The sequence below is a fragment of the Methylobacterium sp. 37f genome, assembly GCF_023093475.1.
In the GTDB taxonomy this organism is placed as follows: Bacteria; Pseudomonadota; Alphaproteobacteria; order Rhizobiales; family Beijerinckiaceae; genus Methylobacterium.
In genome coordinates this window covers 53,379-77,161 of the sequence record NZ_JAGHKN010000002.1, presented here as the reverse complement: position 1 = coordinate 77,161, position 23,783 = coordinate 53,379, and the positions used below count along the sequence as shown (strand labels likewise).

The window sequence follows — 23,783 nt, the reverse complement described above, 5'->3', positions numbered from 1 at the left end:
GGACTCCCGCGGCCCTTTCCTCGATATCCAACACGGAACGGTCGGGGTCAGTCACATGCGCTATGGTTTGCTCGGATTGAGCGCGCTCGCGGTCACGTCATTCGCCACGGGGGTCTTCGCGCAGAGCAAGCCGTTGCCGCCCGCCTCCTCCGATGTGATGCCGCCCGTCGAACTCACCATCCGGATGGAGGGGGGCAAGCCCGTCTGCGCGCCGGCCGAGCTGAAGCTTCCGGCCAACACCAACGTCGAACTCCACATCGTCAGTCAGGCGGCCGAGCCCGTGACGATCACGGCCCCGGGGCAGTTCGAGAACGCGAACGTGCTGCACGCCGATGGCGATCTCGTCCATGTGGCGAGCGAGAAGGGCTATCTCGTCAAGCAGAACGGCAAGGGCGTTCTGCGCATCCGCACGCTCAAGGCCGGGCAGGAAACCTATGCCTGCACCAGCAACCGCAACCAGAAGGCCCCCTTCGAGGGCAAGCTGGTCCTCACCGATCCGGCGGGATAGCGCGCGAACCGGGCCGCCTGAGACGCGCCGGCGGGATCACAGCGCTTCGACGGACATCCGGAAGCTGTCGAAGATCGCGTTCAGGTCTGTGGCATAGCGGGTCCCGCCCTTGGGGGAGGCCCAGACGCTGACGAGGAGTTGGCGCTTGTTCGGGTCCTTCGGCGAGACCGCGACGTAGCGCAGAAGGGTTGGTTTGCCTTCGTAGGTCGCGGGAACGTCCGTGATCTTGAGGAAATAGGTCGGAAAGTCCTTCTCCTCGATATTCGCTTCGCCGGTGACCGTGACGCCCCGGCGTTTGAAGTCGCTCTCGTGTTCCGCGAGGAGCTCCTTCAGCTCGGCCGGCCTGAAGCTCTCGAACCAGACGAAGACCTCCGCGTCGGACGTCTTGGCCTGGATGCCACGCTTGATCGCCGAGGATGTCCAGCCGGCCGGGAGGTCCACCGTGACCGGTGGTTGTCCGGGGACGACGGTGACGGGGTTGGCGATCGCGACGGCGCCCATCAGCAGGACGGCGAGGGAGGCCACGCTGGCGGATTTCGGCAGGCTTGTTGTCACGGGCTCACTCCAGGGCAAGGTCAGGCTCTGTGTAAAGCATCGCCGAGACGGGCGCTTCTGTATTTTTGCTGAAAAAATCCTCCGGATCGGAGTCTATTCGGTTGAATGTGAACTGAGATTAATAAAAAGACCGATAAGTCTTGCGCTCGGACGAGGCTGAGCAGATTTGGTCATGGAATCAAATCGAGCGGCATTGTCGGTGGAGCACAAGGTATCGCGGCGGCCGATCCGGTCCTCGATCAGGGGACAAACCGTTCCGCACCGGAATCCTCGTCTTGACGTCCTGTCGCGCTGTCTGATGTCCTGTTCGAAACCAGCCGTTCCGCGCGTTTCAGGGGCTGGGATACGGGCCGCGAAACAGGTCGCCCAACGCTTTGCGCCGGAACAGGGTGCGCCAGCGCCGGAGTTGATGCTCCGGTCGGTCGTGGTTGATGTGGCAGCGCTGGCAGAAGGCCGCGAGGTTCTTCGCGGCGTTGTTCGCCGTGTCGTGGTCGCGGTGGGCTGTTGCCAGGACCACGCGCGTCGTCCGCACGGTTCCCAGCACGTCATCGATCCCGACCGCGAGGCAGACGAACCGCCCTGCCCCATCGCGCCAGGCGCTGGCATCGTCGTCCCACCAGCGCCCATCGCCGAGATGGAAGACCCGCCGGCCATGCGGCCGTCCGCAGGACTCGCACCGACCCCGCGCGCGGGTGAACCGGATGACGGCCGACAGTTCGGGCCAGTCGATCGGATAGAAGAAGCGATGCTCGCGACGGATCGGCATGGTCGGCAATGGTCACGGCACGATTGGCGCTGGCAAGCGCCGGCTTCAACCGGCGGCGCTGAATTCAGCCGGAATGGCTGGAGGGCGCCTGCCACTGCACGCCGGCATGCTCGCGGATGTCGCCCGCCGCGCTGCCGGTGTCGGCGTCGCTGGCCCAGCCGCTCGGCTCCGCCACGTCGAGGATCTCGTCGTCCGGATAGGCGGCTTCGAGAAACAGCCTGGCTTCGCCCTCGGCGGCGGCCCGCACGGTCACCAGCGGTTTGGGTCCCTCGGCGGTCCTGATGTTGGCGATGAACAGCTTCGTCATGTCCGATGTCTCCCGGCGGTGATGACCGCTCACAGAGGGCGGTGACGGGCGAACAGCAAGAGGGCCGGCATCGATCGGCCGATCGCGGGGGCGAGCGCCCGCGCCGCCTCGGTGACCGAGACCGGGGTCCCCGCGGGATCGGGCCGGGCACTGGATCGTCAACCACGGCGTGCATTCCGCCACCGAAACTCGCGGATCGTCTCAACCAGACCGAAACCTCCGGGCGCCATGCTGTCCGGCGGATGATCGCCCCACGTCGCGCGATCGCGCTTGGATGGGGCCTGAGCCAGATTTCCAGACGTCGCTTCTTTCTCCAACGGGTTTCCTGCCGGATTTCGGGCCAAGCCCTGAGGCCGCTGGCCGTCGACGCCGAGTTCACCCGCGACAACGTCGACACGGCCTGTCAGGCCCTGTCGTTGAAGCTGGTGAACCTCGTCGAGGAGGACGACGAGGGCAGCTATGTCTTCCGCCTGACGCGGCCGGGCCTGCTTCTCCTCAACGGCCAGATCGAAGCGGCCGCTGCCCTGATCGACCAGGGCTTTGGTTTGCGCCGGATCAAGACACCGCCCCTCTGGGGCGCGCTCGGCAGCAAGCTCCGTCCGGGCGGACCCGGCATGTCCCTCAAGGGCAGCGGTCCGAGGGCCTACGCCACCCAGTTGATCGTGGCGGTCGCCTCCGGACACGCGATCGTCGCCGGTGACGTCGTCCGGGGCAATGCCAATGGCCCCCGCACCTGGCTCGAGGACGAGCCGGCGCCCCGCGCCGAACGCCAGATCGGACCCTCGCCGCTGCGAAGCTGGAGCCCGGATCAAGATCGGGATCGCCCGCTCTGATCGGAGGGGTGGCCGCCCATCCAGCCTTCACCCGGCCTGTCCCCGACCCCCCGGCGCTGGGCTCGGCCCTGGCTCGGCCTGGGCTGTCGCACAGGGAGCACAGGACGCCGATTTCCCGCGCGTTCGATTGACGCTGTCGGGCTTCGTCTGGTCTTCTGGCCTCGGACGGTTCCTCGGATCGAGGATCAAAAGGGAACGCGGTGCGGGCGAGAGCCCAACGCCGCGGCTGCCCCCGCAACTGTAAGCGGCGAGCCCATCATCAACACGTCACTGGGTGCCCCGGCACCTGGGAAGACGATGAGAGGGCGGTGACCCGCGAGCCAGGAGACCTGCCGTCCATCGTGGTCACACGCGAAACGCATCGGGCGGGGTGTCCTGGTGGGTGTCGGGGCGTTCGCACGCGGCGAACGGACCGACCTCGTCGCGGTGACGTGCCACAGACGTCGCCCGAGGTTTCATGTCGCCCGCTCCGTCACGGCCCCCCTACCGAACGCTCCTTCTGGTCTCCTGTGCCGGCCTGGTGCCTTACGGCGCGCAGATCCGGCCGGTCTTTGGCCAGGCGGCCGAGGCGAACCTGGCTGAACTCTCGGTCACGGCGGAGGCATCGGCGCCGCCCGGAACCGGACCGGTCGCGCAGGCGGGCTTCGTCGGCGGCGTCACCGGCATCGGCGGCGGTCTCAGGCCCGTCGATGCGGCGAGCGCGGGGGTGATATCGGGTGCGCAGATCAACAGCCGCCCGATCACCCGACCGGGAGAGGTGCTGGAAAGCGTGCCCGGTCTCATCGTCACCCAGCATTCCGGGGAGGGGAAGGCCAACCAGTTCTTCCTGCGCGGGTTCAACCTCGACCACGGCACCGACATCGCGCTGTCGATCGACGGCATGCCGGTCAACATGCGGACCCACGCCCACGGACAGGGCTATGCCGACCTCAACTTCCTGATCCCGGAACTCGTCGGCGCGGTGGAGTTCCACAAGGGTCCCTACTTCGTGCGCGATGGCGACTTCGCCTCGGCCGGTTCGGTGCGGATCGACTATCTCGACAAGACCGACCGCAACCTCGCCCTGACCTCCTTCGGCAGCTTCGGCTACAAGCGGGCGCTCACCATCGCGTCGGCACCGCTCGGGCAGGGCACCCTGCTGGTGGCGGGCGAGGCCCAGACCTATGACGGCCCCTGGGACGTGCCGGACCGTCTGGCCAAGCTCAACGGCGTCGTCCGCTACAGCCAGGGCACGGCCCTGGACGGCTTCGCCCTGACGGGCATGGCCTACTGGGCCCGGTGGAACGCCACCAACCAGATCCCGGAGCGCGCCGTCGCGGAGGGGATCATCGGCCGCTTCGGCACCCTGAACCCCACGGATGGCGGCGACACCAGCCGTTTCTCGCTCTCCGGACGCTGGAGCCGGACGAGCGACGCCGGCATCACCCGGGCGAACGCCTACGTCATCCGCTATGGGATGAACCTGTTCAACGACTTCACATATTTTCTCAACGATCCGGTCAGCGGCGACCAGTTCCGCCAGCGCGACAGCCGGGTTCTGGGCGGCGGCGAGATCAGCCACACGGTCCAGGGCGACCTCTTCGGGTTGCCGATGGAGACCGAAATCGGGCTTCAGACCCGCACGGACTCGATCCGCGTCGGCCTGTTCAACACCACCGCGCGGCAGGTCCGCTCGACGGTGCTGGACGACCGGGTGCTGGAGGCGAGCGCCGCCCTCTACGTCGAGAACCGGGTGCGCTGGACCGATTGGCTGCGCACCAGCATCGGTGTCCGGGCCGACGGATTCACCGCCGATGTCCGCTCGGACACGCCGGCCAATTCCGGCACGGCATGGGACGGCATTGTCAACCCGAAGCTCGGCCTCGTGCTCGGTCCGTGGTTCGAGACCGAGCTGTTCGTGAATTACGGCGGCGGCTTCCACTCCAACGACGCCCGCGGCGTCACCGCCACGGTCGATCCGACCAGCCCGCTCTTCAACATCCGCCGCTCGCCCTTCCTCGTGCCCTCGACCGGCTCGGAGATCGGCCTGCGCAACCGCAGCATCGCCGGGCTCGAGACCGCCGTCGCCCTGTTCCAACTCGATTTCGCCTCCGAGAACCTGTTCCAGGGCGACAGCGGCACCACCGAGCCGAGCCGCCCCACCCGCCGCTTCGGCATCGAGTGGACCAACCGCTACGCCGTAACGCCCTGGCTCTCGTTGGAGGGCGACCTGACGGTCACCAACGCCCGCTTCTCGGACCGGGACCCGATCGGCAACCGGGTGCCGGAGGCGCCGACCACCATCGCGTCGGCCGGATTCACCTTCGGTGCGGGTCCCGGCTGGTTCGGTTCGATGCGCTTTCGCTACTTCGGGCCGCGTCCGCTGATCGAGGACAATTCGGTGCGCTCGAAAGCGACGGCTCTCCTGAACGGACGGATCGGCTACGCCTTCGACGATGGAATCAGCCTGTCCCTCGACGTCTTGAACCTGACCAATGCCAGGGCCGACCAGATCGCTTACTTCTACACCTCGCGCCTGAGCGGCGAAGGCCCCGCGGGCGTGGCCGACCGGCATGTCCATCCGGTCGAGCCCACCGCGTTTCGTCTGACCCTCGCGGGGCGCTTCTGAAGCCGCGCCCGCGATGTCCCTGCCGGGATCTTTGCGATGCGACGCTGTCGCTGTCCTTCCGAAGAAACGGGAGAATGCGCGATCCCGCTGGCGCCATGAGATCGCCGCGTTGTGACGTCGTCGTGGCACCCCTGCGCCGGCCATAGGCCTCCCTGCACTGGCTCGGACCCTTGCGGCGCCCTATCAAGGATGGGGGCGGAGGCCCGTCGGCGTCAGTGGTCCGGCATCGTTTCGAGGATACTGTGATGTTCCAACGCTTCGCCTGTCTCGTCGCCGCGACGCTTGCCGGCACCGTCCTGGCGCAAGCCGCTCCGCTGCCCGGCAAGATCGATCCGGCGACCTTCGGGGCTCCGACCTTCGACGAGCGCTGGCAGACGCTCGATGCCTCGGAGATGGCGAAGAAGCCCCCTTCCCCGACCCGGTGGCGAACCGTGCTCGGCTCGGGCGGTCCGACGAAACTCGAGTACCGCTCCGGCAGCGCCGGCAGCATCTACGTCGACCCGAGCTTTACCGGCGTGAAGGACGACAAGGTCCTCGACACGCCGCTCGGTCTGAACCCGTTCAAGCTCGATCCGGGTAAACACCTCACCATCCTGGGTTCGAAGATACCCGAGAACCTGCAACCGCTCGCGCATGGAAAGCAATTCATGGGCGGCGTGCTGACCACGCGGTTCAGCTTCTCGCAGCTGTTCGGGTACTTCGAGATCAAGGCGAAGCTGCCCGTCGGCAAGGGCGTCTGGCCCGCCTTCTGGCTGATGCCGACGAAGGGCAATTGGCCGGAGAACGGCGAACTCGACATCTTCGAGGGACTGGGTGTCCCCAATGAGATCTGGTGTTCCCTCCACACCGGCGAGGCGCCGAAGCAGCGCAATCAGAAGGTCACCCTACCCTTCCCGGTGGGAGGACCCGGGGCGGACTGGCACACCTACGGCGCCGCTTGGACCGCCGACGAAATCGTGTGGTACGTCGACCACAAGGAGGTCCGTCGCATTCCGACGCCGTCCGACATGAAGTCCGTTCCGATGTACATCCTGGTCAACCTCGCCATCGGCGGATCGTGGGGTGGGTATCCCGACGCCTCGACGCCCATGCCGGCCGAGTACCTGATCCAGCGCGTCACGGTCTGGCGCCTGCCGGGCTGAGGCCGCTCAGGAGGGACAGATCGGGAGATGCGACGCATGACGACCAGATTTGATGGAAAGACCCGCCGGTGCGGAAGGGCCGCTGCGATCGGCCTGACCCTGGCGCTCGTGGCGGGGACCGCAGCCGAAGCGGCCGAACGCTACGGCTCCTCGCTGTCGGCCGAGCGCAACCGGGAGCGCGATCTCGTGATCGATCAGGAGCGGGCGAAGGCCCGGGCGCGGAACGACTTCTCGGTCGGGTGCTCGCGCTATCGCTATGGCTGCGGATACGGCACCTCACAGGGATACGGGTCGCGCCGGTCTTACGGCGATCGTTAAGCACGATCGTCGCCGGGTGACCGGCTCTGCCGCAATGATGACGAAATCTGCGCGGCCGGTGGAACCTCCGCTCTATGCTTACGCTTGTATAGCAAAGGTTACGGCATAGGTAAGGGACCACAGATGAAGACCTTGGCGACCGCCCTGGCTGGCATACTCGGTGTCTGCGTCCTCTCGACGAGCCCTGTTCTGGCAGCTCCCTACGATCCCTTCGGCGGCAATGCCGGCGATGACTACTATTCCGCCGATCCGGCCTATGCCAACGGCCGTCTCACCGACGATCCCTACAGCTTCCCGGGCGCCGTCGGTCAGGGCTATCAGGCCGCGCCGCAGGCGCAGGTCGCCCCGATCCCGCGCGAGATCGTCGCCTTCGACGGCAATTACAAGCCGGGGACCGTCGTGGTCTCCACCGCCGAGCGTCGGCTGTACTTCGTGATGCCGAACGGCGAAGCCATCCGGTACGGTGTCGGTGTCGGTCGTCCCGGCTTCACGTGGTCGGGCGTCAAGACCGTGACCGCCAAGAAGGAATGGCCGTCGTGGACCCCGCCCGCCGCGATGATCGCCCGTCGTCCCGACCTGCCGCGCTACATGGCCGGTGGTGTCGAGAACCCGCTCGGCGCGCGGGCCATGTATATCGGCAACACCGAATACCGCATCCACGGCTCGAACGAGCCTGACACGATCGGTCAGGCCGTGTCGTCGGGCTGCATCCGGATGACCAACGAGGATGTGACCGACCTCTACGAGCGCGTGAAGGTCGGCGCCAAGGTCGTCGTGCTGAACAACTGATCGGGACCCGCCGAGCGGGGTTGCCTTGGCAGCCACGCTCGTACCGTCAGATGCGAGAAGGCCGCGCCGTCCGAGAGGATGGCGCGGCCTTCTTATTGGAGACGATCGGACGTCAGACGTGCCGACCGGTCAGGGGGCGACCCGGCCGACGGCCGTCTGCGGTGCGCTCAGCGGCGCGATCGGCATGTTGCAGAAGCAGCGCGCGCCAAGCGGGCGCGGACCCGGTAGCGGGCAGGAATAGGGCTGATACCCGGTGAGGCCCGACTGGACGGCATCGCAGTTCAGGCCGACCTCGCGGCGTGGCGCCCGGCGTTCGTAGCGATCGTCCCGGTCATAGGGGCGCGGCGGCAGCCGGCGTTCCTCGTACCGGCGCGGCGGCGGCTGGTCGTAGCCGTCCTCGTAGTACTGCGCCTGCGCGGTCTGAATCGTGAGCAGTCCGGCCACGAGGCCGAGGATCAGACAGCGTCCGGAAATGCGTCGCATGGATGTGCACCTCTGTTGGAGTCGTGCGCCGCTGGAAGATGTCGGCGCCCCTGACCGCCACACCCGCTTCGGGCGGGAGGCGGAAGGGCCGAGCGGCCCGAAATCGGAACGCTGCCAGCGGTAGGAGACGGGTCGGCTGCGGGCAAGTCCTCTGGCTTGAGGCAAGTCCTCTGGCTTGAGGCAAGTCCTGTGGCCCGAGGCAAGTCCTCTGGCTGATGGCCGTCCGGCGCCGCCCATCGAACGAGAACAGCCCGCCGGCCAGGGGCCGAGCGGGCTGAGACTGGGCGCCGGGTGGGCGCCGTTGATCAGGACGTCACGCGCGGAGCGCGATCAGGAGTTGGTGGCGTTCCGCATGGCCTGCTCGGCGTCGCTGCCGGCCTTGCGTGCCGCCTCGGTGCCCTGCTCCATCGCCTTGCGGGCGTGCTCGGCACCCTCCTGCATGGCGCCCTTGGCCTTCTCGGCGCTCTGCTGCATCGCCGTCTGGGCGAGGCCGCCGAACTCCTTGGCCTGGGCCTGGATCGCGGCGAACTGGCTGCGCACGAATTCAGCCTGATGCTGCATGGCTTCCTGCAGATCGCGGGAGCGGACGAGCTTCTGGGCGAGATCGAAGGCGGCGGTCACGTTCTGCTCGGCGAACTCGAAGCCGCGCGCCGAAACGTCGTGGGCGTTGGTGCGCGCCATCTCGGCGGAGCCCTGAACGGTATCGGCGGTGCGGCGAGCAGCGCTGATGAAGGTGTCGAACGCTTTGCGCGCCTGATCGACACTCTTCTCGGCAAAGTCGCGCATCTCGGCGGGAACCTCGTAATTCGGGGTGCTGCTCATTATCCTCTCCTCACAGGTGATTGTTGATGGCTTGTTGTGCACTGCACAATAGCACAGGCCCAGCCCTATGCCACCCTGCTCGGGCGCATTAAGGTTGACAACAGGTAAACGCCCGCCGGAGACGCTGGTGGCTTACGAAGAGGCCGTGACGCACTAAAAAGGACGTCACGTTGCAAAAATCGTCACGCGAAACAGGTGCGGATGTTCGAGACTGGAGCTTCACGGCCGGGTTTGGTTGACGATCCGGCGCTGCAGGCCGTCTTGCGCCGGTGCGTCGATGATTCGCGCCTCGCGACCCGCATGGCCGATCCATCGACCGCAACCTTGATCCTCGATGCGTCCGGCGCGCGGGTTCTCCATGCCTCCGCGGGCACGGACCCGCTGCTCCGCGCGATCAGCGATGCGGACGGGCGGATCTACCCGGATCTGCGGCTCGGCGAGCAGATCGCCCGTGCGCGTCTGCGCCGGGATCATCCCGTGCTGGTACGGCTCCACCTCGACCCCCGGCGCCTCGCCCCACCGGTGACGGTCAGCCTCCTGCTCACGGCACTGGCCGAAGACGGCGAGGCGGTGGTCCTCGTCGCCGGCGCGCCGCTCCCGAACCTTCGCCCCCGGCGGGCTGCGGAGAGCCGCGCGGAGCCGCCGCCGCCCTCTGCCGCGATCCCGCCCGTGCCCGACGCGATCGAGATCGCAGACCAGGACCCGAACCCGAAGCCGAACCCGGACCTCGAGGGCGATGACCCCCTGGTGCTTCGCCAGCGCTTTACCTGGGAAAGCGACGCGGGCGGCGCCATCGTGCGGATCTCGCAGGAAGCCGGTTCGGCGTTTCGCCGCCGATTCCAGGGCCGGACCTGGCGCGACCTCGCGCAGGCGGAAATCCTCCGCGATGCCGGCGGGTTGCTCACCGCCCTGGAGGGGGCGCGGACGTTCCGGGCCATTCCGGTGACGCTGATCGAGCCGGACGGCGCTCTCTGCGAACTGGAACTGTCCGGCGCCCCGATCGACCGGAGCGGAAACGGCTTCCGCGGCTTCGGACAGGTCCGTTCGATCGTGCGGCCCGCCGTTTCCGTCGCATCGGCGCCTCCGGCCGCGCCAGCGATGCTCATCCCGGTGTCTGCGCCCGTTCTTGCACCGGTTCCAACGCCTGTCCCGGCTCCGGCCGAGGCGGAGGAAGCCCTTGGTGCGGTCCTCCCGCCTGATTCCGGCCCGGTGGAGACGCCTCTGCCCGAGCCCGATCCGCACCTGTCGAGCCATGAACACGCGGCCTTCCGCGAGATCGCCCGCGCCCTCGGTGCCCGTTTCGCCGGCGACGACCGGGCGGAGCCCGAGTCCGAGCCGGGTCTGCCCTGCGCCGTGATGCCGTTCCCGGTCCCGCCCGCGCGTCCGGTGGACCCCGCCGCACCCGATGCCGCGATGGTGGCGACGCTGGAGCGCATTCCCTCCGGCGTCCTGGTCTACCGGGACAATGCGGTGCTGTTCGCCAACCGGCCGCTGCTCGACCTCGTCGGGTATGCGGACCGCGATGCACTGGCTGCGGCCGGCGGGGTCGGACATCTGTTCGGAGGCCTGGACCCCCACGCGCGTTCGAGTGTCGATACGCCCCTCGTCCTGGTCACCCGGGACGGCGGCCGTGCGAGCGTCCTGGTCGAGCATTCGGTCCTGGATTGGGCCGGGCAGCCGGCCGAACTGCTCCTCGCCCGCGATGCCGAGCCGAGCGAGGAGGCCCGCGCCGCCACGGCGGTGGCCATCGCGCAGGATTTCGCCGCACGGCGCGGTGCCGACGCCCTGGCGGTGCTCGAAACACTGGAGGACGGGGTCGCCCTCCTCGACGAGCGCGGCCGCATCCTGACGCTGAATCGCAGGACCGCCGAGGCTTTCGGGCTCGATTCCCGAGAGGTCGTCGGGGCGAGCTTCCTCAGCCTGTTCGCGGCCGAGCACGCCGTCGCCCTGTTGGCGCGCCTGCACGCCGACCCCGCCTCCGCCGCGATGGACGAGATCCCGGTCACCGCGCGCGGAACCGGGGTGCGCCTCCGGGTCAAGATCCTGCCCCTGGCCGGCGATGCGCAGGGCCGTCTCTGCGCCGTGATTCGGAACGACGGATCGCATCCCGAGAAGGGCGGGTCGGACATTCGGGACGAGGCGTCGCGCGCGCGCGCGTCGGAGGCTGGCAGCGTCCGGCAGGCGGACGTCCTGGCGTGGATCAGCCAATCCGTCCAGGCACCGATCACGTCCATGATGGGGCTGACCGACGGTCTGCTCGACGCGACGTTCGGGCCGCCGGATTCCGAACGCCACCGCGCGGCCCTGCAGGAGATCCGGGCCTCCGGAACCCACCTCCTCGACCTCATCAACGATCTCCTCGATCTGGCGCGCATCGAGGCCGGGCGCCTCGATCTCGACATCGCGGAGGTCCCGCTGAACGACGTGGTGTCGCGCTGCGTCGCCCTGCTGCAACCCCAGGCTGCGCGGGAGCGGATCGTGCTGCGCACCAGCTTCTCCGTCGATCTGCCGCCCCTGCTGGCCGATGAGCGGTCCGTGCATCAGGCCACGCTCAACGTTCTCGCCCACGCCATCGCCCTGACCGAGGCGGGCGGCCAGGTCATCGTCTCCACCACCATGGCGGATCGCGGCGAGATCGCCCTGCGGGTCCGCGATACCGGAGCCGGGATGACGCCGGACGAGGTCGACGGCGTGCTCAATCCGTTCCGCCAAGAGCTGCCTCCCAGGGAGGGCCTGCCTTCGAGCGAGAGCCTGCCTTCCAGGGAGGGCCTGCAGGCGGATACGCGCAGGGGAACCGGGCTGGGCCTTCCCCTGACCAAGGCTCTTGTCGAGGCCAATCAGGGGCGGTTCCGGATCGACAGCCGGAAGCACGAGGGCACCCTGGTCGAGATGTCGTTCCCCGCTCGCCCCGCGACGATGCGGGCCTGATTCCGGTTGTACCCGCGCAACCCGCGATGTCAGCGCGCGTTATGTGGGCAGCCAGGGAGGCGGGCTCTCCTGGGATCGAGAACCTGGGATCAAGAACCTGGGATGGAGAAACCGATGCGGACGTTGCCCCTGATCGCCCTGCCCCTGATCGCCGGTCTCGGCCTCGGTGCTCCGAGCCTCGCCCTGGCGCAGCAGACCGGCACAGGACCGACCGAACAGAATCTCAATTCGGCCGGCCAGTTCCGTAACATCACCTCCACGGGGGTGACGAAGCCGCCGGGCCGGGCCGGCGCAGGTTCCGACGATGTCGGGTCGGATGCCGTGCAGAAGCAGAAGTCCCTGGATCGCAAGATCGAGACCGGGATCTGCATCGGTTGTAACTGAAGCACCGCGTAGAAACTCGTCAATCTGTCTCCCAACAGGCCGCCTGAGTGCTTGCGGCCGATATGTCGTTGAGCCTAAGACGATATTCGGAAGTCCCGGCTGCGTGAACAGTCGCGATACGATCGGGCGCCGACAGGGAAAACGCGATGGACGAGAAGGTAGTCGAAGTGCGTCCGACGTGGAGCGAAGGCGCTCACGTCGATGATGCCAAGTACCTGGCCATGTATCAGGCCTCCGTCGCCGATCCAGAGGCATTCTGGAGCGAGCACGGCAAGCGCATCGATTGGATGACCCCCTTCACGACGGTGAAGGAGACCAGCTTCGAACCTGGCAAAATCTCGATCAAGTGGTTCGAAGACGGGCGTACCAACGTCGCTTACAACTGTGTCGACCGTCATCTCGAGACGCGTGGCGATCAGGTCGCCATCATCTGGGAGGGTGACGATCCGAACGAGTCCAAGCACATCACCTATCGCCAGCTTCATTCCGAAGTCGGCAAGATGGCGAACGTGCTGCGCAACCGTGGCGTGTCCAAGGGCGACCGGGTCACCATCTACCTGCCGATGATCCCCGAGGCCGCCTACGCCATGCTGGCCTGTGCGCGGCTCGGCGCGATCCATTCCATCGTCTTCGGCGGTTTCTCGCCCGATTCGCTGGCCGGCCGTATCGAGGGCTGCGCCTCCAAGATGGTCATCACCGCCGATGAGGGCCTGCGCGGCGGCCGCAAGGTGCCGTTGAAGGCCAATGTCGATGCCGCCATCGCGCGCCTGCCGAAGGACAGCGTCGACCACGTCGTCGTCGTGCGCCGCACCGGCTCGTCGATCGCCATGGAGCCCGGCCGTGACGTCTATTACGACGAGGCCGCCGCCCAGGTGACCGACGAATGCCCGGCCGAGCCGATGGAGGCCGAGCACCCGCTTTTCATCCTGTACACCTCGGGCTCGACCGGTCAGCCCAAGGGCGTCGTCCACACCACCGCCGGCTATCTCGTCTACGCCTCGATGACGCATCAATACGTCTTCGATTACCGGGAGGGCGAGGTCTACTGGTGCACGGCCGATGTCGGCTGGGTCACGGGGCATTCCTACATCGTCTACGGACCGCTTGCGAACGGCGCGACGACGCTGATGTTCGAAGGCATCCCGACCTATCCGTCGAATTCCCGCTTCTGGGAGGTGGTCGACAAGCACAAGGTCAACATCTTCTACACCGCCCCGACGGCGATCCGCTCGCTCATGGGCGGCGGTGAGAACCCGGTGAAGAAGACCTCGCGGGCGTCCCTGCGCGTCCTCGGCTCGGTCGGCGAGCCGATCAATCCGGAAGCCTGGGACTGGTACTACAAGGTGGTGGGCGATTCCCGCTGCCCCATCGTGGATACCTGGTGGCAGACCGAGACCGGCGGCATCCTCATCACGCCGCTGCCGGGTGCGACCAAGCTGAAGCCGGGTTCGGCGACGCGGCCCTTCTTCGGCGTTCAGCCGATCGTGGTCGATGCCGAGGGCAAGACCCTCGAGGGTCCCTGCGAAGGCAACCTCTGCATCAAGGATTCCTGGCCGGGCCAGATGCGCACGGTCTATGGCGACCACGAACGTTTCGAGCAGACCTACTTCTCGACCTATCCGGGCAATTACTTCACCGGTGACGGCTGCCGCCGGGATACGGACGGCTATTACTGGATCACCGGCCGGGTCGACGACGTCATCAACGTCTCCGGTCACCGCATGGGCACGGCGGAGGTCGAGTCCTCCCTGGTCGCGCATCCGAAGGTCTCCGAAGCGGCCGTGGTGGGCTATCCGCACAGCGTCAAGGGCCAGGGCATCTACGCCTACGTGACCCTGATGGAGGGCGAGGACGGCTCGGACGAGCTGCGCAAGGAGCTCGTCACCTGGGTCCGCAAGGATATCGGGCCGATCGCCTCGCCCGACCTGATCCAGTTCGCTCCGGGCCTGCCCAAGACGCGTTCGGGCAAGATCATGCGCCGGATCCTGCGCAAGATCGCCGAGGACGAGTTTTCGGCGCTCGGCGACACCTCCACCCTCGCCGAGCCGGCGGTGGTGGACGACCTGATCGAGAATCGCCAGAACCGGACGCACTGAGCGCCACGGTCCCTCCGATCGCGCGGACACGGTGACCCCGTGTTCGCGCGTCCTGCTGTTCCCACAATCGAACGCCTGCAATCCGGACGCCGCCCTGCGAAGACGCGGATCCCTGGGAAAGACACGTCATGGCCGATCTCGAGACTGCGCGGATCGCGCAGAGCCCGCATTTCAAGGAACTCGTCCACGAGCGCACCCGCTTCGGCTGGACGCTCACCATCATCATGCTGCTGATCTATTTCGGCTTCATCGGGTTGATCGCCTTCGACAAGGCGCTGCTGGCGGTGAAGATCGGCGGCGGTACGGCCTCCCTGGGCCTGCTGCTCGGCGTCACCGTCATCGTGCTCGCCTTCATCCTCACCGGCATCTACGTCCAGCGCGCCAACGGCCGCTTCGACCAGCTGACCGCCGCCCTCAAGCGGGACCTCGCCCGATGATCCGCGCAAAGCACCCCCTCGTCCTCGGCACCGTGATGGCGGCGCTCGCCGCAACGGTCGCCTATGCGGCCGGACCGGATCTCGGCGCCGTCAAGCAGTCGGCGACGAACTGGCCGGCGATCGGCATGTTCGCGTTCTTCGTGCTCTTCACCCTCGGCATCACCTACAAGGCCGCCAAGGGCACCAAGTCGGCCGCCGATTTCTACGCCGCCGGCGGCGGCATCTCGGCCGGCACGAACTCCCTGGCGATCGCGGGCGACTACATGTCCGCCGCCTCGTTCCTCGGCATCTCGGGGCTCGTCTACACCTCGGGCTTCGACGGCCTGATCTACTCCACCGGCTTCCTGGTCGGCTGGCCGATCGTACTGTTCCTGATCGCCGAGCGCCTGCGCAACCTCGGCAAGTTCACCTTCGCGGACGTGGCCAGCTTCCGCCTCGACCAGACCTCGATCCGCATCATCTCGGCCACCGGCACCCTGGTGGTGGTGGCGTTCTACCTGATCGCCCAGATGGTCGGCGCGGGGAAGCTGATCCAGCTGCTGTTCGGCCTGCCCTACCTCTACGCCGTCATCATCGTCGGCGTGCTGATGATCGTCTACGTGGCCTTCGGCGGCATGAAGGCGACCACCTGGGTTCAGGTGATCAAGGCCTGCCTGCTGCTGGGCGGCGCCACCTTCATGGCCGGCGCGGTGCTCTATCAGTACGGCTTCAACCCCGAGGCCCTGTTCGCCGCCGCCGTCGCCACCCACCCCAAGGGCGACGCCATCATGGCGCCGGGCGGCCTCGTCAGCAATCCGGTCGAGGCGATCTCGCTCGGCGTCGGCCTGATGTTCGGCACCGCCGGCCTGCCGCACATCCTGATGCGCTTCTTCACGGTGTCGGACGCCCAGGCCGCCCGCAAGTCGGTGTTCTACGCCACCGGCCTGATCGGCTATTTCTACATCCTCACCTTCATCATCGGCTTCGGCGGCATCGCCCTGCTGATGTCCGATCCGGCCTATTTCAACCTCGACGCGGCCGGCGCCTTCGACAAGCTCAAGGGCATGGTCGGCGGCACCAACATGGTGGCGGTGAACCTCGCCAACGCGGTCGGCGGCCCGTACTTCCTCGGGTTCATCTCGGCCGTGGCCTTCGCCACCATCCTGGCGGTGGTGGCCGGCCTCACCCTCGCGGGGGCCTCGGCGGTCAGCCACGACCTCTATGCCCAGGTGATCGCCCGGGGACGCACCAACGAGGCGGCGGAAGTCCGGCTCTCCAAGATCGCCGCCGTCGTCATCGGCATCGTGGCGATCTATCTCGGCTACGTCTTCGAGAACCAGAACGTCGCCTTCATGGTCGGCCTCGCCTTCTCGGTGGCGGCGAGCTGCAACTTCCCCGTCCTGACCATGTCGATCCTGTGGAAGGGCACCACCACCTGGGGCGCCCTCATCGGCGGCCTCGTCGGCCTCGTGGCGGCGGTCGGCATGGTGGTGCTGTCGAAGGCCGTCTGGGTCACGACCTTCGGCAACCCGGCCGCGATCTTCCCCTACGACAACCCGGCCCTGTTCTCGATGCCGCTGGCCTTCCTGACGATCATCGTCGTCTCGAAGCTCGACAACACCAAGCGGGCCCAGCGCGAGCGGGCACTGTTCGACGCGCAGTTCGTCCGCTCCGAGACGGGAATCGGTGCCGACGGAGCCCACGCGCACTGAGCCGAAGCTGCTCCGAATCGGGTGGGGATCGAGGGGGCGCGACGCAAGTCGCGCCCCTTCTCATGTCGGCTGGCCGGTCTAATCCCGGCGCGATCCAAAAAAGACTTCCTCAAGACTCAAAAAATATCTGAATTCGGTACTCCTCGGCCGCGATGGGGACTTGGGCGAAAACGTGGCATGGCCTAGCATCGCCACGCGGGTACTCAGACTAGCCGCCGGCACGCGAGGGACTGATCAGTCCGCGCGGGTCCGGCAGCAATGCTGCGGCATCCGCAGGGTCCAACACGTCACGGGCGGACTACGCCTGGGCAAAACAAGACTTGGAGAAACGTCCCATGGTTGCGTCCAGCGCAATTCCCGTCAGCGATTCGGCCACACGGCCGATGAGCGCCGGCGAGAAGAAAGTCATTCTCGCCTCATCCCTCGGTACCGTGTTCGAGTGGTACGATTTCTATCTCTACGGATCGCTCGCGACGATCATCGGGGCACAGTTCTTCTCGGCCTACCCGGAAGCGACCCGCAACATCTTCGCGCTGCTGGCCTTCGCGGCGGGCTTCCTGGTCCGGCCCTTCGGCGCCCTGGTGTTCGGTCGCCTCGGCGACATGGTCGGACGCAAGCACACCTTCCTGATCACCATCCTGATCATGGGCATCTCGACCTTCATGGTCGGCCTGCTGCCGTCCTATGACACGCTGAACGCCTACGGCATCGGCTGGGTCGCTCCCGTGACCCTGCTCGCCCTGCGCATGCTCCAGGGCCTCGCGCTCGGTGGCGAGTATGGCGGCGCCGCCGTCTACGTGGCCGAGCACGCCCCCCGCGGCCGTCGCGGCTTCTACACCGCCTTCATCCAGACCACGGCGACGCTGGGCCTGCTGCTGTCGCTGGTGATCATCCTGTCGACGCAGGGCTACGTGAACGGCGCCTACGCGCCGACCGTCACGACGGCCGCCGACGGCACCCAGACCACCATCACGGCCTTCCAGGCCTGGGGCTGGCGCATCCCGTTCCTCGTCTCCTGCGTCCTGCTCGGCATCTCGGTCTGGATCCGCATGCAGATGAACGAGAGCCCGGCCTTCAAGAAGATGAAGGAAGAGGGCACCCACTCGAAGGCGCCGCTCTCGGAGGCCTTCGGCCAGTGGCGCAACGCCAAGTGGGCGCTGCTGGCGCTGCTCGGCCTCACCGCCGGTCAAGCCGTGGTCTGGTACGCCGGGCAGTTCTACGCCCTGTTCTTCCTGCAGAGCATCCTCAAGGTCGACCAGTTCACCGCCAACGTGCTGATCGCCTGGTCGCTGCTTCTCGCCACCGGCGGCTTCCTGTTCTTCGGCGCGCTCTCCGACAAGATCGGGCGCAAGCCGGTGATCCTCGGCGGCTGCCTGATCGCGGCGCTGACCTACTTCCCGCTGTTCGAGCAGCTCACCGCCAACGCCAACCCGGCCCTCTACCAGGCGCAGTCCACGGTCCCGGTGGTGGTCAAGACCAACCCGGATGCGTGCTCGTTCCAGTTCAATCCGGTCGGCACCGCCAAGTTCACCAAGGAGTGCGACGTCGCCAAGGCGCTGCTCGCCCGCTCGGCCGTGAACTACACCACGGAGCCGGTCGCCGCCGGTGCGCCGACCATCGTGACCATCGCGGGCAAGGACTTCCCGGTGGCCGATCCGGCCTTCGCCAAGGCGGTCCCGGCCGCCCTGACGGCCGCTGGCTACCCGGCGCCCGCCGGCAACGCCACCATCGTGAAGGTGGCCAACCCGATCGACATCTTCACGGGCCAGAAGCTCATCGTCATCGGCATCCTGACGATCCTCGTCCTCTACGTGACGATGGTCTACGGCCCGATCGCGGCGGCCCTGGTGGAGCTGTTCCCCACCCGTATCCGCTACACCTCGATGTCCCTGCCCTATCACATCGGCAACGGCTGGTTCGGCGGCCTGTTGCCGGCCACCTCGTTCGCCATCGTGGCCCAGACCGGCAACATCTATAACGGCCTGTGGTACCCGATCGCGATCGCCGCGATGACCTTCGTCATCGGCCTCCTGTTCATCCCGGAGACCAAGGATCGCGACATCTTCACCTACGACGAGAACCCGGTGCGTTGATCGCCGGGTTCTGAGGAAGGCCCCGCCACCCGGCGGGGCCTTTTTTCGTTCAGGCGGCCTGCGGCGTCGGCGTCGTCAGGAAGTCGGTGATCAGGAGGGCGTGGTCCTCGACGCTCTGGCGCGCATACGCCATGGCGAAATCCGCGATCGCCTCGTCGAAGGCCGAGCCCTTGCCGAGATAGCCGGCGATCATCACGGCGTCGCCCGACCGGGCATGGGCGCGGGCGAGCGTGGTGCCGCAGAGCTGGGCGTAGGCCTTGGCCCCGCTCTCGGACAGGATCTCGCCGACGGCCGAGAGCTTCCGGTTCTTGAGCTGGCGCACGTAGTAGGAGCGACCGCTCGCCTCGGACTGCGCGGTGCCGAGGAAGAGGTCGCTCGCCGCCTGCATGATCCGCTGGCCGTCGATCACCCGCTGGCCCTCGGAGACGATCGAGAACGGCTTCAGGGCGAGCTGCCCGATCACGGAGGGCCGGGCCTCCTTGATCTGCAGGAACAGCGGCGCGCCATCGGCATCGGCATAGATGCCGACCGCGCAGACGAGGCCGACCGAGCCGATCCCCACGACCTTGAAGGCGACGTCGCGACGGGCGTAGCGCGAGACCAGGGTCCAGCGATCGGCGCTCAGGGCGTCGGGATAGGCCTGGAGTGCCGCTTCGGCGTCCTGTACGGCCTCGGTCAGCCCGTTCGGCCCCTCGTGGCAGATCGTCCGATCCTTGTCGGCGATGCGCCAATCGGCCGGGTTCTGGCGATCCGGCTCGGAGGCCAGCTTGGGGGTGTCGCCGCGGCTCAGGCCGTCGGCATTCTCCATCGAGGCTTCCGAGAGCAGGCGCCGGCACAGGTCGCCGTCCCCGAAACGTCCGACCTCACGGTCGATATCGATGCGGCTGTGCCAGATCGCCAGCGGCGACAGGTTGGACAGGTCGCGCATGTGCTCGCGATAGGCGCAGGCACTGGCCTTCGCGGCCTTGCGGGCCTTCTCCACGCCGCGCGGAAGGGCCGCCAGGGCCACGCTGGCGGCGAGGCGCTTCACATCGACGGTGAAATCGACGTTCCAGAGGGTCTCGTCGAAGTCGTTGATGTCGAACAGGGTCTGCCCCTCGGGGCTGCGGTACACGCCGAAATTGCCGACGTGGCAATCGCCGCAGGCCTGGACCGGAATACCCGGGACCGGCACGCCCTCGAGATCGGCCGCCATCACGGCGGCCGCTCCCCGCAGGTACGCGAAGGCATTGTCCCGCATCCGTTCGTAGCGCAGGGGAATCAGGCTCGGCAGCCGACCGGCGTCGCCCGCCCGCAGCACCGCCAGCGGATCACGCTGCGGCGTCGGCTGCCACTGGCCGTGGGATTCCCGGGACACGTGCTCGCGCAGGCGCTTGCCGGCCGCGCGGCGCTCCTCGCGGCTGGACAGGATGGGCATGTGGGTCATGGGAGGCCTCGTCGATGCGGCGGGCGTGGGCGCCCGGCCGTGTTCCGGTGGCAGGTGCGCTGCCGATCGTCAGTGCCGGAAATGGCGGTGACCCGTGAAGACCATGGCGAGGCCGGCCTCGTCGGCGGCCTTGATCACGTCGGCGTCGCGCATCGAGCCGCCGGGCTGGATGATGGCCGTGGCGCCGGCCTCGGCCGCCGCGATCAGCCCGTCCGCGAAGGGAAAGAACGCGTCGGAGGCCACCACCGAACCCTTGGCTAGGCTCTCGGCGGCGCCGATGCGACTGGCGCCCTCGGCGGCCTTCCAGGCGGCGATGCGAGAGGAATCGACCCGCGACATCTGTCCGGCGCCGATGCCGACGGTGGCGCCGTCGCGCACGTACACGATGGCGTTCGACTTCACGTGCTTGGCGACCCGGTAGGCGAAGCGCAGGTCGGCATATTCCCGGTCGGTGGGTGCGCGCTTCGTGACCACCTGGAGCGGCATATCGTCGACCACGGCGGAATCACGCGCCTGGACGAGCAGCCCGCCCGAGACCGTCTTCACGGTCTCGCCGCCGCCGCGCGGGTCGGGCAGCCCATCGGCCAGCAGCAGGCGCAGGTTCTTCTTGGCGGCCACGATCGCGACCGCCTCCTCGGTCGCGTCCGGGGCGATGATCACCTCGGTGAAGATCTCGACGATCCTGCGGGCCGCGTCGGCGTCGAGCGTCCGGTTCAGGGCGACGATGCCGCCGAAGGCCGAGGTCGGATCGCAGGCGAGCGCGCGCTCGTAGGCTTCCAGGAGGCTGGCCCCCTCGGCCACGCCGCACGGATTGGCATGCTTGATGATCGCCACCGCCGCCGACCGCGCCGGTTCGAACTCGGCCACGCATTCGTAGGCCGCATCGGTGTCGTTGAGGTTGTTGTAGGACAGTTCCTTGCCCTGAAGCTGGCGGGCGGTGGCGACGCCGGGCCGGGCCGGGCCGGGCATGCGGTAGAAGGCGGCGCTCTGGTGCGGGTTCTCGCCGTAGCGCAGCGACTGGGCCAGGGTCCCGCCGAAGGCGCGGAAAACCGGCGTCGTCTCCGTCTCGATCTGGCTGCCGAGCCAATTGGCGATGGCGGCGTCGTAGGCGGCGGTCCGCGCATAGGCCTTCTGAGCGAGGCGGCGGCGGGTGCGCGCGCTCAAGGCGCCGCAATGCGCCGCGAGTTCGCCGAGAAGGTCGCCGTAATCGGCGACGTCGACCACGACCGCGACGTCGGCATGGTTCTTCGAGGCGGCGCGAATCATCGCCGGGCCGCCGATGTCGATGTTCTCGACGCAGGCGTCGTAGTCGGCGCCCTGCGCCACGGTGGCCTCGAAGGGGTAGAGATTGACCACCAGCAGGTCGATGGCGCGGATGCCGTGGGCGGCGAGCGCGGCCTGGTGTTCCGGGTTGTCGCGCACCGCCAGCAGTCCGCCATGGACGCCGGGATGAAGCGTCTTCACCCGCCCGTCCATCATCTCGGGAAAGCCGGTCAGTTCGGCGACTTCCGTGACGGGGAGTCCGGCCGCCCGCAGGGCCTTGTGGGTGCCGCCGGTCGAGACGAGTTCGATCCCGAGTCGGTCGAGGGCCGTGGCGAACGCGACGAGGCCGTCCTTGTCCGAGACGGAGAGAAGCGCGCGGGTAACCCGCACCTGATCGTGCGACATGGCATTTCGTCCGAGGCAATCGACGGTGGAACCTGCGCCGCGCCTACCACGGATTTGTGCGCTGCGGCCAGACGCCTCGTCAGCCTTCGCGGGCGGGCGCCCTGGCGAAGCCCCACCGGACCCGGGTGTCCTCCGTCACCGAGACATAGAGCACGATCTGGTCGGTGCGCCGTGCCCCGGTGAGACCGGCGAAGTAGACGCTCTCTTCCAGGGCGACCTGCGCGCCCTCGGCTCCGAAGTGCCAGATTTCGCCGATCGGCGAGGTGAGTTCGAGCCGGCCGTCGTCGAGGCCGCGGGCCGCGATGGCCGGGTGGAGATGGAAGCGCACCGCCACCTCCTGCGGCCGGTGCCGGGCCTTGCCTGACCGGGCCTTGCCTGACTGGGCCTTGCCAGACCGGGTTTTGCCGCGCCGGGTCGGCTGGGGCCGCACGAAGGCGTCCTCCCCGTCGAGCAGGTGGCCGTTGCTGGTCAGGCGCCAGCGCCGCTCGTGAATGATGCCGTGGTCGCCGGCATAGCCGTCGTGGCGGGCCGCCAGGATCGTGGCGCCGGGCTCGGTCGTCCGCTCCGCCTTCACGTCGCGGGGGCCGCGCAGGATCACCGGGCCGATGCGCCGCGAGAGCCAGGTCACGGCCCAGCGCTCGTACCAGGCCCCGCCCCCGACCAGAAAGCGGCAGGAGGAGGTGTCGGCCACCGTGGCGGTGGAATGGGCGGCGGTGCTGCGGGCGAGGCGGCGCAGTTCCGGGCCGCTCGCCGGCAGGCCGCAATTGACCACGATGCGCTGCGGGCCGCTCGACATCTCGAACGACAGGCAGCCGGCCCCGGCATTGATCGAATCGGGCAGCGGAGGCGGCGCGCCGACATCGGTCACGACCAGCACCCGCCCGCCTTCGAGGCGCTCGTAGCCGGAATTCGGCGCGTGCATCATCGGCTGGGCCAGGGCGCCGTCATAGACCAGGAGCGTGGCGAGGTGGTCGGCCGCCGTCGCGCCCATGCCGTTGAAGTGGCTGAGCGAGGCATCCGGGTGGCGCAGCAGGCGCAGCAGCGGCAGCATCCGGTCGATGGCGTGCAGCAGCGCCACCGGCGGGTCGACGCTGCGGGAGAGGAAGCTCTGGCGCAGGGGGAGCAGGTCCAGCAGCAGTTCCATCGCGAAGCGCGGGTCGCGGCTGCGATGGCCGCCGTCGCGCAGGATCTGCCGGTCGAGTTCGCGCACCAGGATGCGCGTGGCCCGGCGCAGGATCGGCTGGATGCCCTCGCAGCACAGGCCCGCGTAGCAGAGGGCGACGGCGGCCAGAAGCCGGGATTGCGGAGAGATGCCGCGGCGCAGATCGCCCTCGAGGTCGCGGGCGGCCTTGCCGAGGCTCTTGAGAAAAGCCTGGTAGAAGGCGTGGTCCGCACCCTCCAGGACGAGGGGCGACTGACACAGGAACGAGATCAGCCGCCGGGCCGCGACCGGGGTCTGACGGGCGAACGTCGCATCGCCGCGTCCGGCGATGAAATCGGCCACGAAGGCGCGGGCATTGGCCCGGGCCAAAGCGGTGTCGGCGGCCCTGAGGTGGCGCAGCCATCCGAAGCCGTAGAGGATGTCGGCCCATTCCGGCGAGGGCGGTGCGTAGTCGAAGGGCGAGCGGCCGCTGACCGAAAGCGAGCGACCGGCGAAGACGAAGAGGCCGGCATAGATGTCGTCGGCGAAGGTGGCGTCGCTGGTGCGCAGATCGTGCGGGGCGATGACCAATCCGGTCACGCGGGCGCGGCTGAGGATATCGGGTCGGCCGGTAAGGCGTGCATAGGTGTTGCGCACCGAGCCCGCGATTTCGCGTCCGATCAGCCGATAGAACCGCCAGCGATCAGCCCCCCAACGCACGCAGTCTCCTCTTTCAACGTAACGCCTACGAACCGGCGCCGCGCCGAGTCTTGTTCAGGTCGAGTCCG

Annotated in this window: 20 protein-coding genes and 1 riboswitch; of the genes, 12 read left to right on the top strand and 8 right to left on the bottom strand. The window is 68.0% G+C overall.

The window, feature by feature from the left end; genetic code table 11:
• The first annotated feature begins 55 nt into the window (after positions 1 to 55).
• On the top strand, positions 56 to 508 hold the full coding sequence (locus J7U37_RS01785; RefSeq protein WP_056185909.1) for a hypothetical protein: 453 nt from the start codon (positions 56 to 58) through the stop codon (positions 506 to 508).
• A gap of 36 nt (positions 509 to 544) precedes the next feature.
• On the opposite strand, the gene J7U37_RS01780 is transcribed toward J7U37_RS01785, so the two are convergent.
• The 3 genes from J7U37_RS01780 to J7U37_RS01770 all read right to left on the bottom strand — a co-directional run bounded on the left by J7U37_RS01780 (position 545) and on the right by J7U37_RS01770 (position 2,136).
• Positions 545 to 1,063 (bottom strand): hypothetical protein, encoded by a 519-nt coding sequence (locus J7U37_RS01780; protein WP_247634632.1) that lies wholly within the window; start codon positions 1,061 to 1,063, stop codon positions 545 to 547.
• A gap of 331 nt (positions 1,064 to 1,394) precedes the next feature.
• Positions 1,395 to 1,829, bottom strand: a complete 435-nt coding sequence (locus tag J7U37_RS01775; RefSeq protein ID WP_247634631.1) for a hypothetical protein — start codon at positions 1,827 to 1,829, stop codon at positions 1,395 to 1,397.
• A 64-nt stretch (positions 1,830 to 1,893) separates the two neighbouring features.
• Positions 1,894 to 2,136: a hypothetical protein gene (locus J7U37_RS01770; protein ID WP_056185912.1), complete on the bottom strand. Its 243-nt coding sequence runs from the start codon at positions 2,134 to 2,136 to the stop codon at positions 1,894 to 1,896.
• A gap of 242 nt (positions 2,137 to 2,378) precedes the next feature.
• Here J7U37_RS01770 and J7U37_RS01765 point away from each other — a divergent pair, with 242 nt between their 5' ends.
• From J7U37_RS01765 to J7U37_RS01745, 5 genes are all read left to right on the top strand, one after another.
• Positions 2,379 to 2,969, top strand: a complete 591-nt coding sequence (locus J7U37_RS01765; protein WP_247634630.1) for a hypothetical protein — start codon at positions 2,379 to 2,381, stop codon at positions 2,967 to 2,969.
• A gap of 149 nt (positions 2,970 to 3,118) precedes the next feature.
• Positions 3,119 to 3,321, top strand: a riboswitch (cobalamin riboswitch).
• 105 nt (positions 3,322 to 3,426) lie between these two features.
• Positions 3,427 to 5,577: a TonB-dependent receptor gene (locus tag J7U37_RS01760; RefSeq protein ID WP_247634629.1), complete on the top strand. Its 2,151-nt coding sequence runs from the start codon at positions 3,427 to 3,429 to the stop codon at positions 5,575 to 5,577.
• Positions 5,578 to 5,822: 245 nt separating this feature from the next.
• Positions 5,823 to 6,719 (top strand): glycoside hydrolase family 16 protein, encoded by an 897-nt coding sequence (locus J7U37_RS01755; protein WP_247634628.1) that lies wholly within the window; start codon positions 5,823 to 5,825, stop codon positions 6,717 to 6,719.
• A gap of 36 nt (positions 6,720 to 6,755) precedes the next feature.
• Positions 6,756 to 7,037, top strand: a complete 282-nt coding sequence (locus tag J7U37_RS01750) for a hypothetical protein (RefSeq protein WP_247634627.1) — start codon at positions 6,756 to 6,758, stop codon at positions 7,035 to 7,037.
• 123 nt (positions 7,038 to 7,160) lie between these two features.
• Entirely contained in the window at positions 7,161 to 7,826 is a 666-nt protein-coding gene (locus J7U37_RS01745; protein ID WP_056185924.1) for a L,D-transpeptidase, read from the top strand.
• A 129-nt stretch (positions 7,827 to 7,955) separates the two neighbouring features.
• On the opposite strand, the gene J7U37_RS01740 is transcribed toward J7U37_RS01745, so the two are convergent.
• Both J7U37_RS01740 and J7U37_RS01735 read right to left on the bottom strand, forming a co-directional pair.
• On the bottom strand, positions 7,956 to 8,309 hold the full coding sequence (locus tag J7U37_RS01740; RefSeq protein ID WP_247634626.1) for a hypothetical protein: 354 nt from the start codon (positions 8,307 to 8,309) through the stop codon (positions 7,956 to 7,958).
• Positions 8,310 to 8,639: 330 nt separating this feature from the next.
• Positions 8,640 to 9,131, bottom strand: coding sequence for a phasin (locus J7U37_RS01735; RefSeq protein WP_056185929.1), 492 nt, complete (start codon positions 9,129 to 9,131; stop codon positions 8,640 to 8,642).
• Positions 9,132 to 9,431: 300 nt separating this feature from the next.
• On the opposite strand from J7U37_RS01735, the gene J7U37_RS01730 reads away from it, so the two are divergent.
• The 6 genes from J7U37_RS01730 (at position 9,432) to J7U37_RS01705 (ending at position 18,760) form a co-directional block, all read left to right on the top strand.
• Entirely contained in the window at positions 9,432 to 12,059 is a 2,628-nt protein-coding gene (locus tag J7U37_RS01730; protein WP_247634625.1) for an ATP-binding protein, read from the top strand.
• 114 nt (positions 12,060 to 12,173) lie between these two features.
• Positions 12,174 to 12,443 (top strand): hypothetical protein, encoded by a 270-nt coding sequence (locus J7U37_RS01725; protein WP_056186584.1) that lies wholly within the window; start codon positions 12,174 to 12,176, stop codon positions 12,441 to 12,443.
• Between the two features lie 146 nt (positions 12,444 to 12,589).
• Positions 12,590 to 14,539: an acetate--CoA ligase gene (acs, locus tag J7U37_RS01720; RefSeq protein WP_056185935.1), complete on the top strand. Its 1,950-nt coding sequence runs from the start codon at positions 12,590 to 12,592 to the stop codon at positions 14,537 to 14,539.
• Between the two features lie 128 nt (positions 14,540 to 14,667).
• Positions 14,668 to 14,976, top strand: a complete 309-nt coding sequence (locus J7U37_RS01715) for a DUF485 domain-containing protein (protein WP_056185939.1) — start codon at positions 14,668 to 14,670, stop codon at positions 14,974 to 14,976.
• Positions 14,973 to 16,667 (top strand): cation acetate symporter, encoded by a 1,695-nt coding sequence (locus J7U37_RS01710; protein ID WP_056185943.1) that lies wholly within the window; start codon positions 14,973 to 14,975, stop codon positions 16,665 to 16,667. The genes J7U37_RS01715 and J7U37_RS01710 overlap by 4 nt, the downstream gene beginning before the upstream one ends.
• A 335-nt stretch (positions 16,668 to 17,002) precedes the next feature.
• Positions 17,003 to 18,760: an MFS transporter gene (locus J7U37_RS01705; protein WP_056185946.1), complete on the top strand. Its 1,758-nt coding sequence runs from the start codon at positions 17,003 to 17,005 to the stop codon at positions 18,758 to 18,760.
• 49 nt (positions 18,761 to 18,809) lie between these two features.
• Here J7U37_RS01705 and J7U37_RS01700 read toward each other — a convergent pair whose 3' ends face one another.
• The 3 genes from J7U37_RS01700 to J7U37_RS01690 all read right to left on the bottom strand — a co-directional run bounded on the left by J7U37_RS01700 (position 18,810) and on the right by J7U37_RS01690 (position 23,715).
• Positions 18,810 to 20,186, bottom strand: a complete 1,377-nt coding sequence (locus tag J7U37_RS01700; protein ID WP_247634624.1) for a DUF2252 domain-containing protein — start codon at positions 20,184 to 20,186, stop codon at positions 18,810 to 18,812.
• A gap of 69 nt (positions 20,187 to 20,255) precedes the next feature.
• A complete protein-coding gene (gene purH / locus J7U37_RS01695; RefSeq protein ID WP_247634623.1) occupies positions 20,256 to 21,854 on the bottom strand; it encodes a bifunctional phosphoribosylaminoimidazolecarboxamide formyltransferase/IMP cyclohydrolase in 1,599 nt (532 codons plus the stop codon).
• 79 nt (positions 21,855 to 21,933) lie between these two features.
• Complete coding sequence (locus J7U37_RS01690; RefSeq protein WP_247634622.1) at positions 21,934 to 23,715, bottom strand: heparinase II/III family protein; 1,782 nt, start codon at positions 23,713 to 23,715, stop codon at positions 21,934 to 21,936.
• Positions 23,716 to 23,783 lie beyond the last annotated feature (68 nt).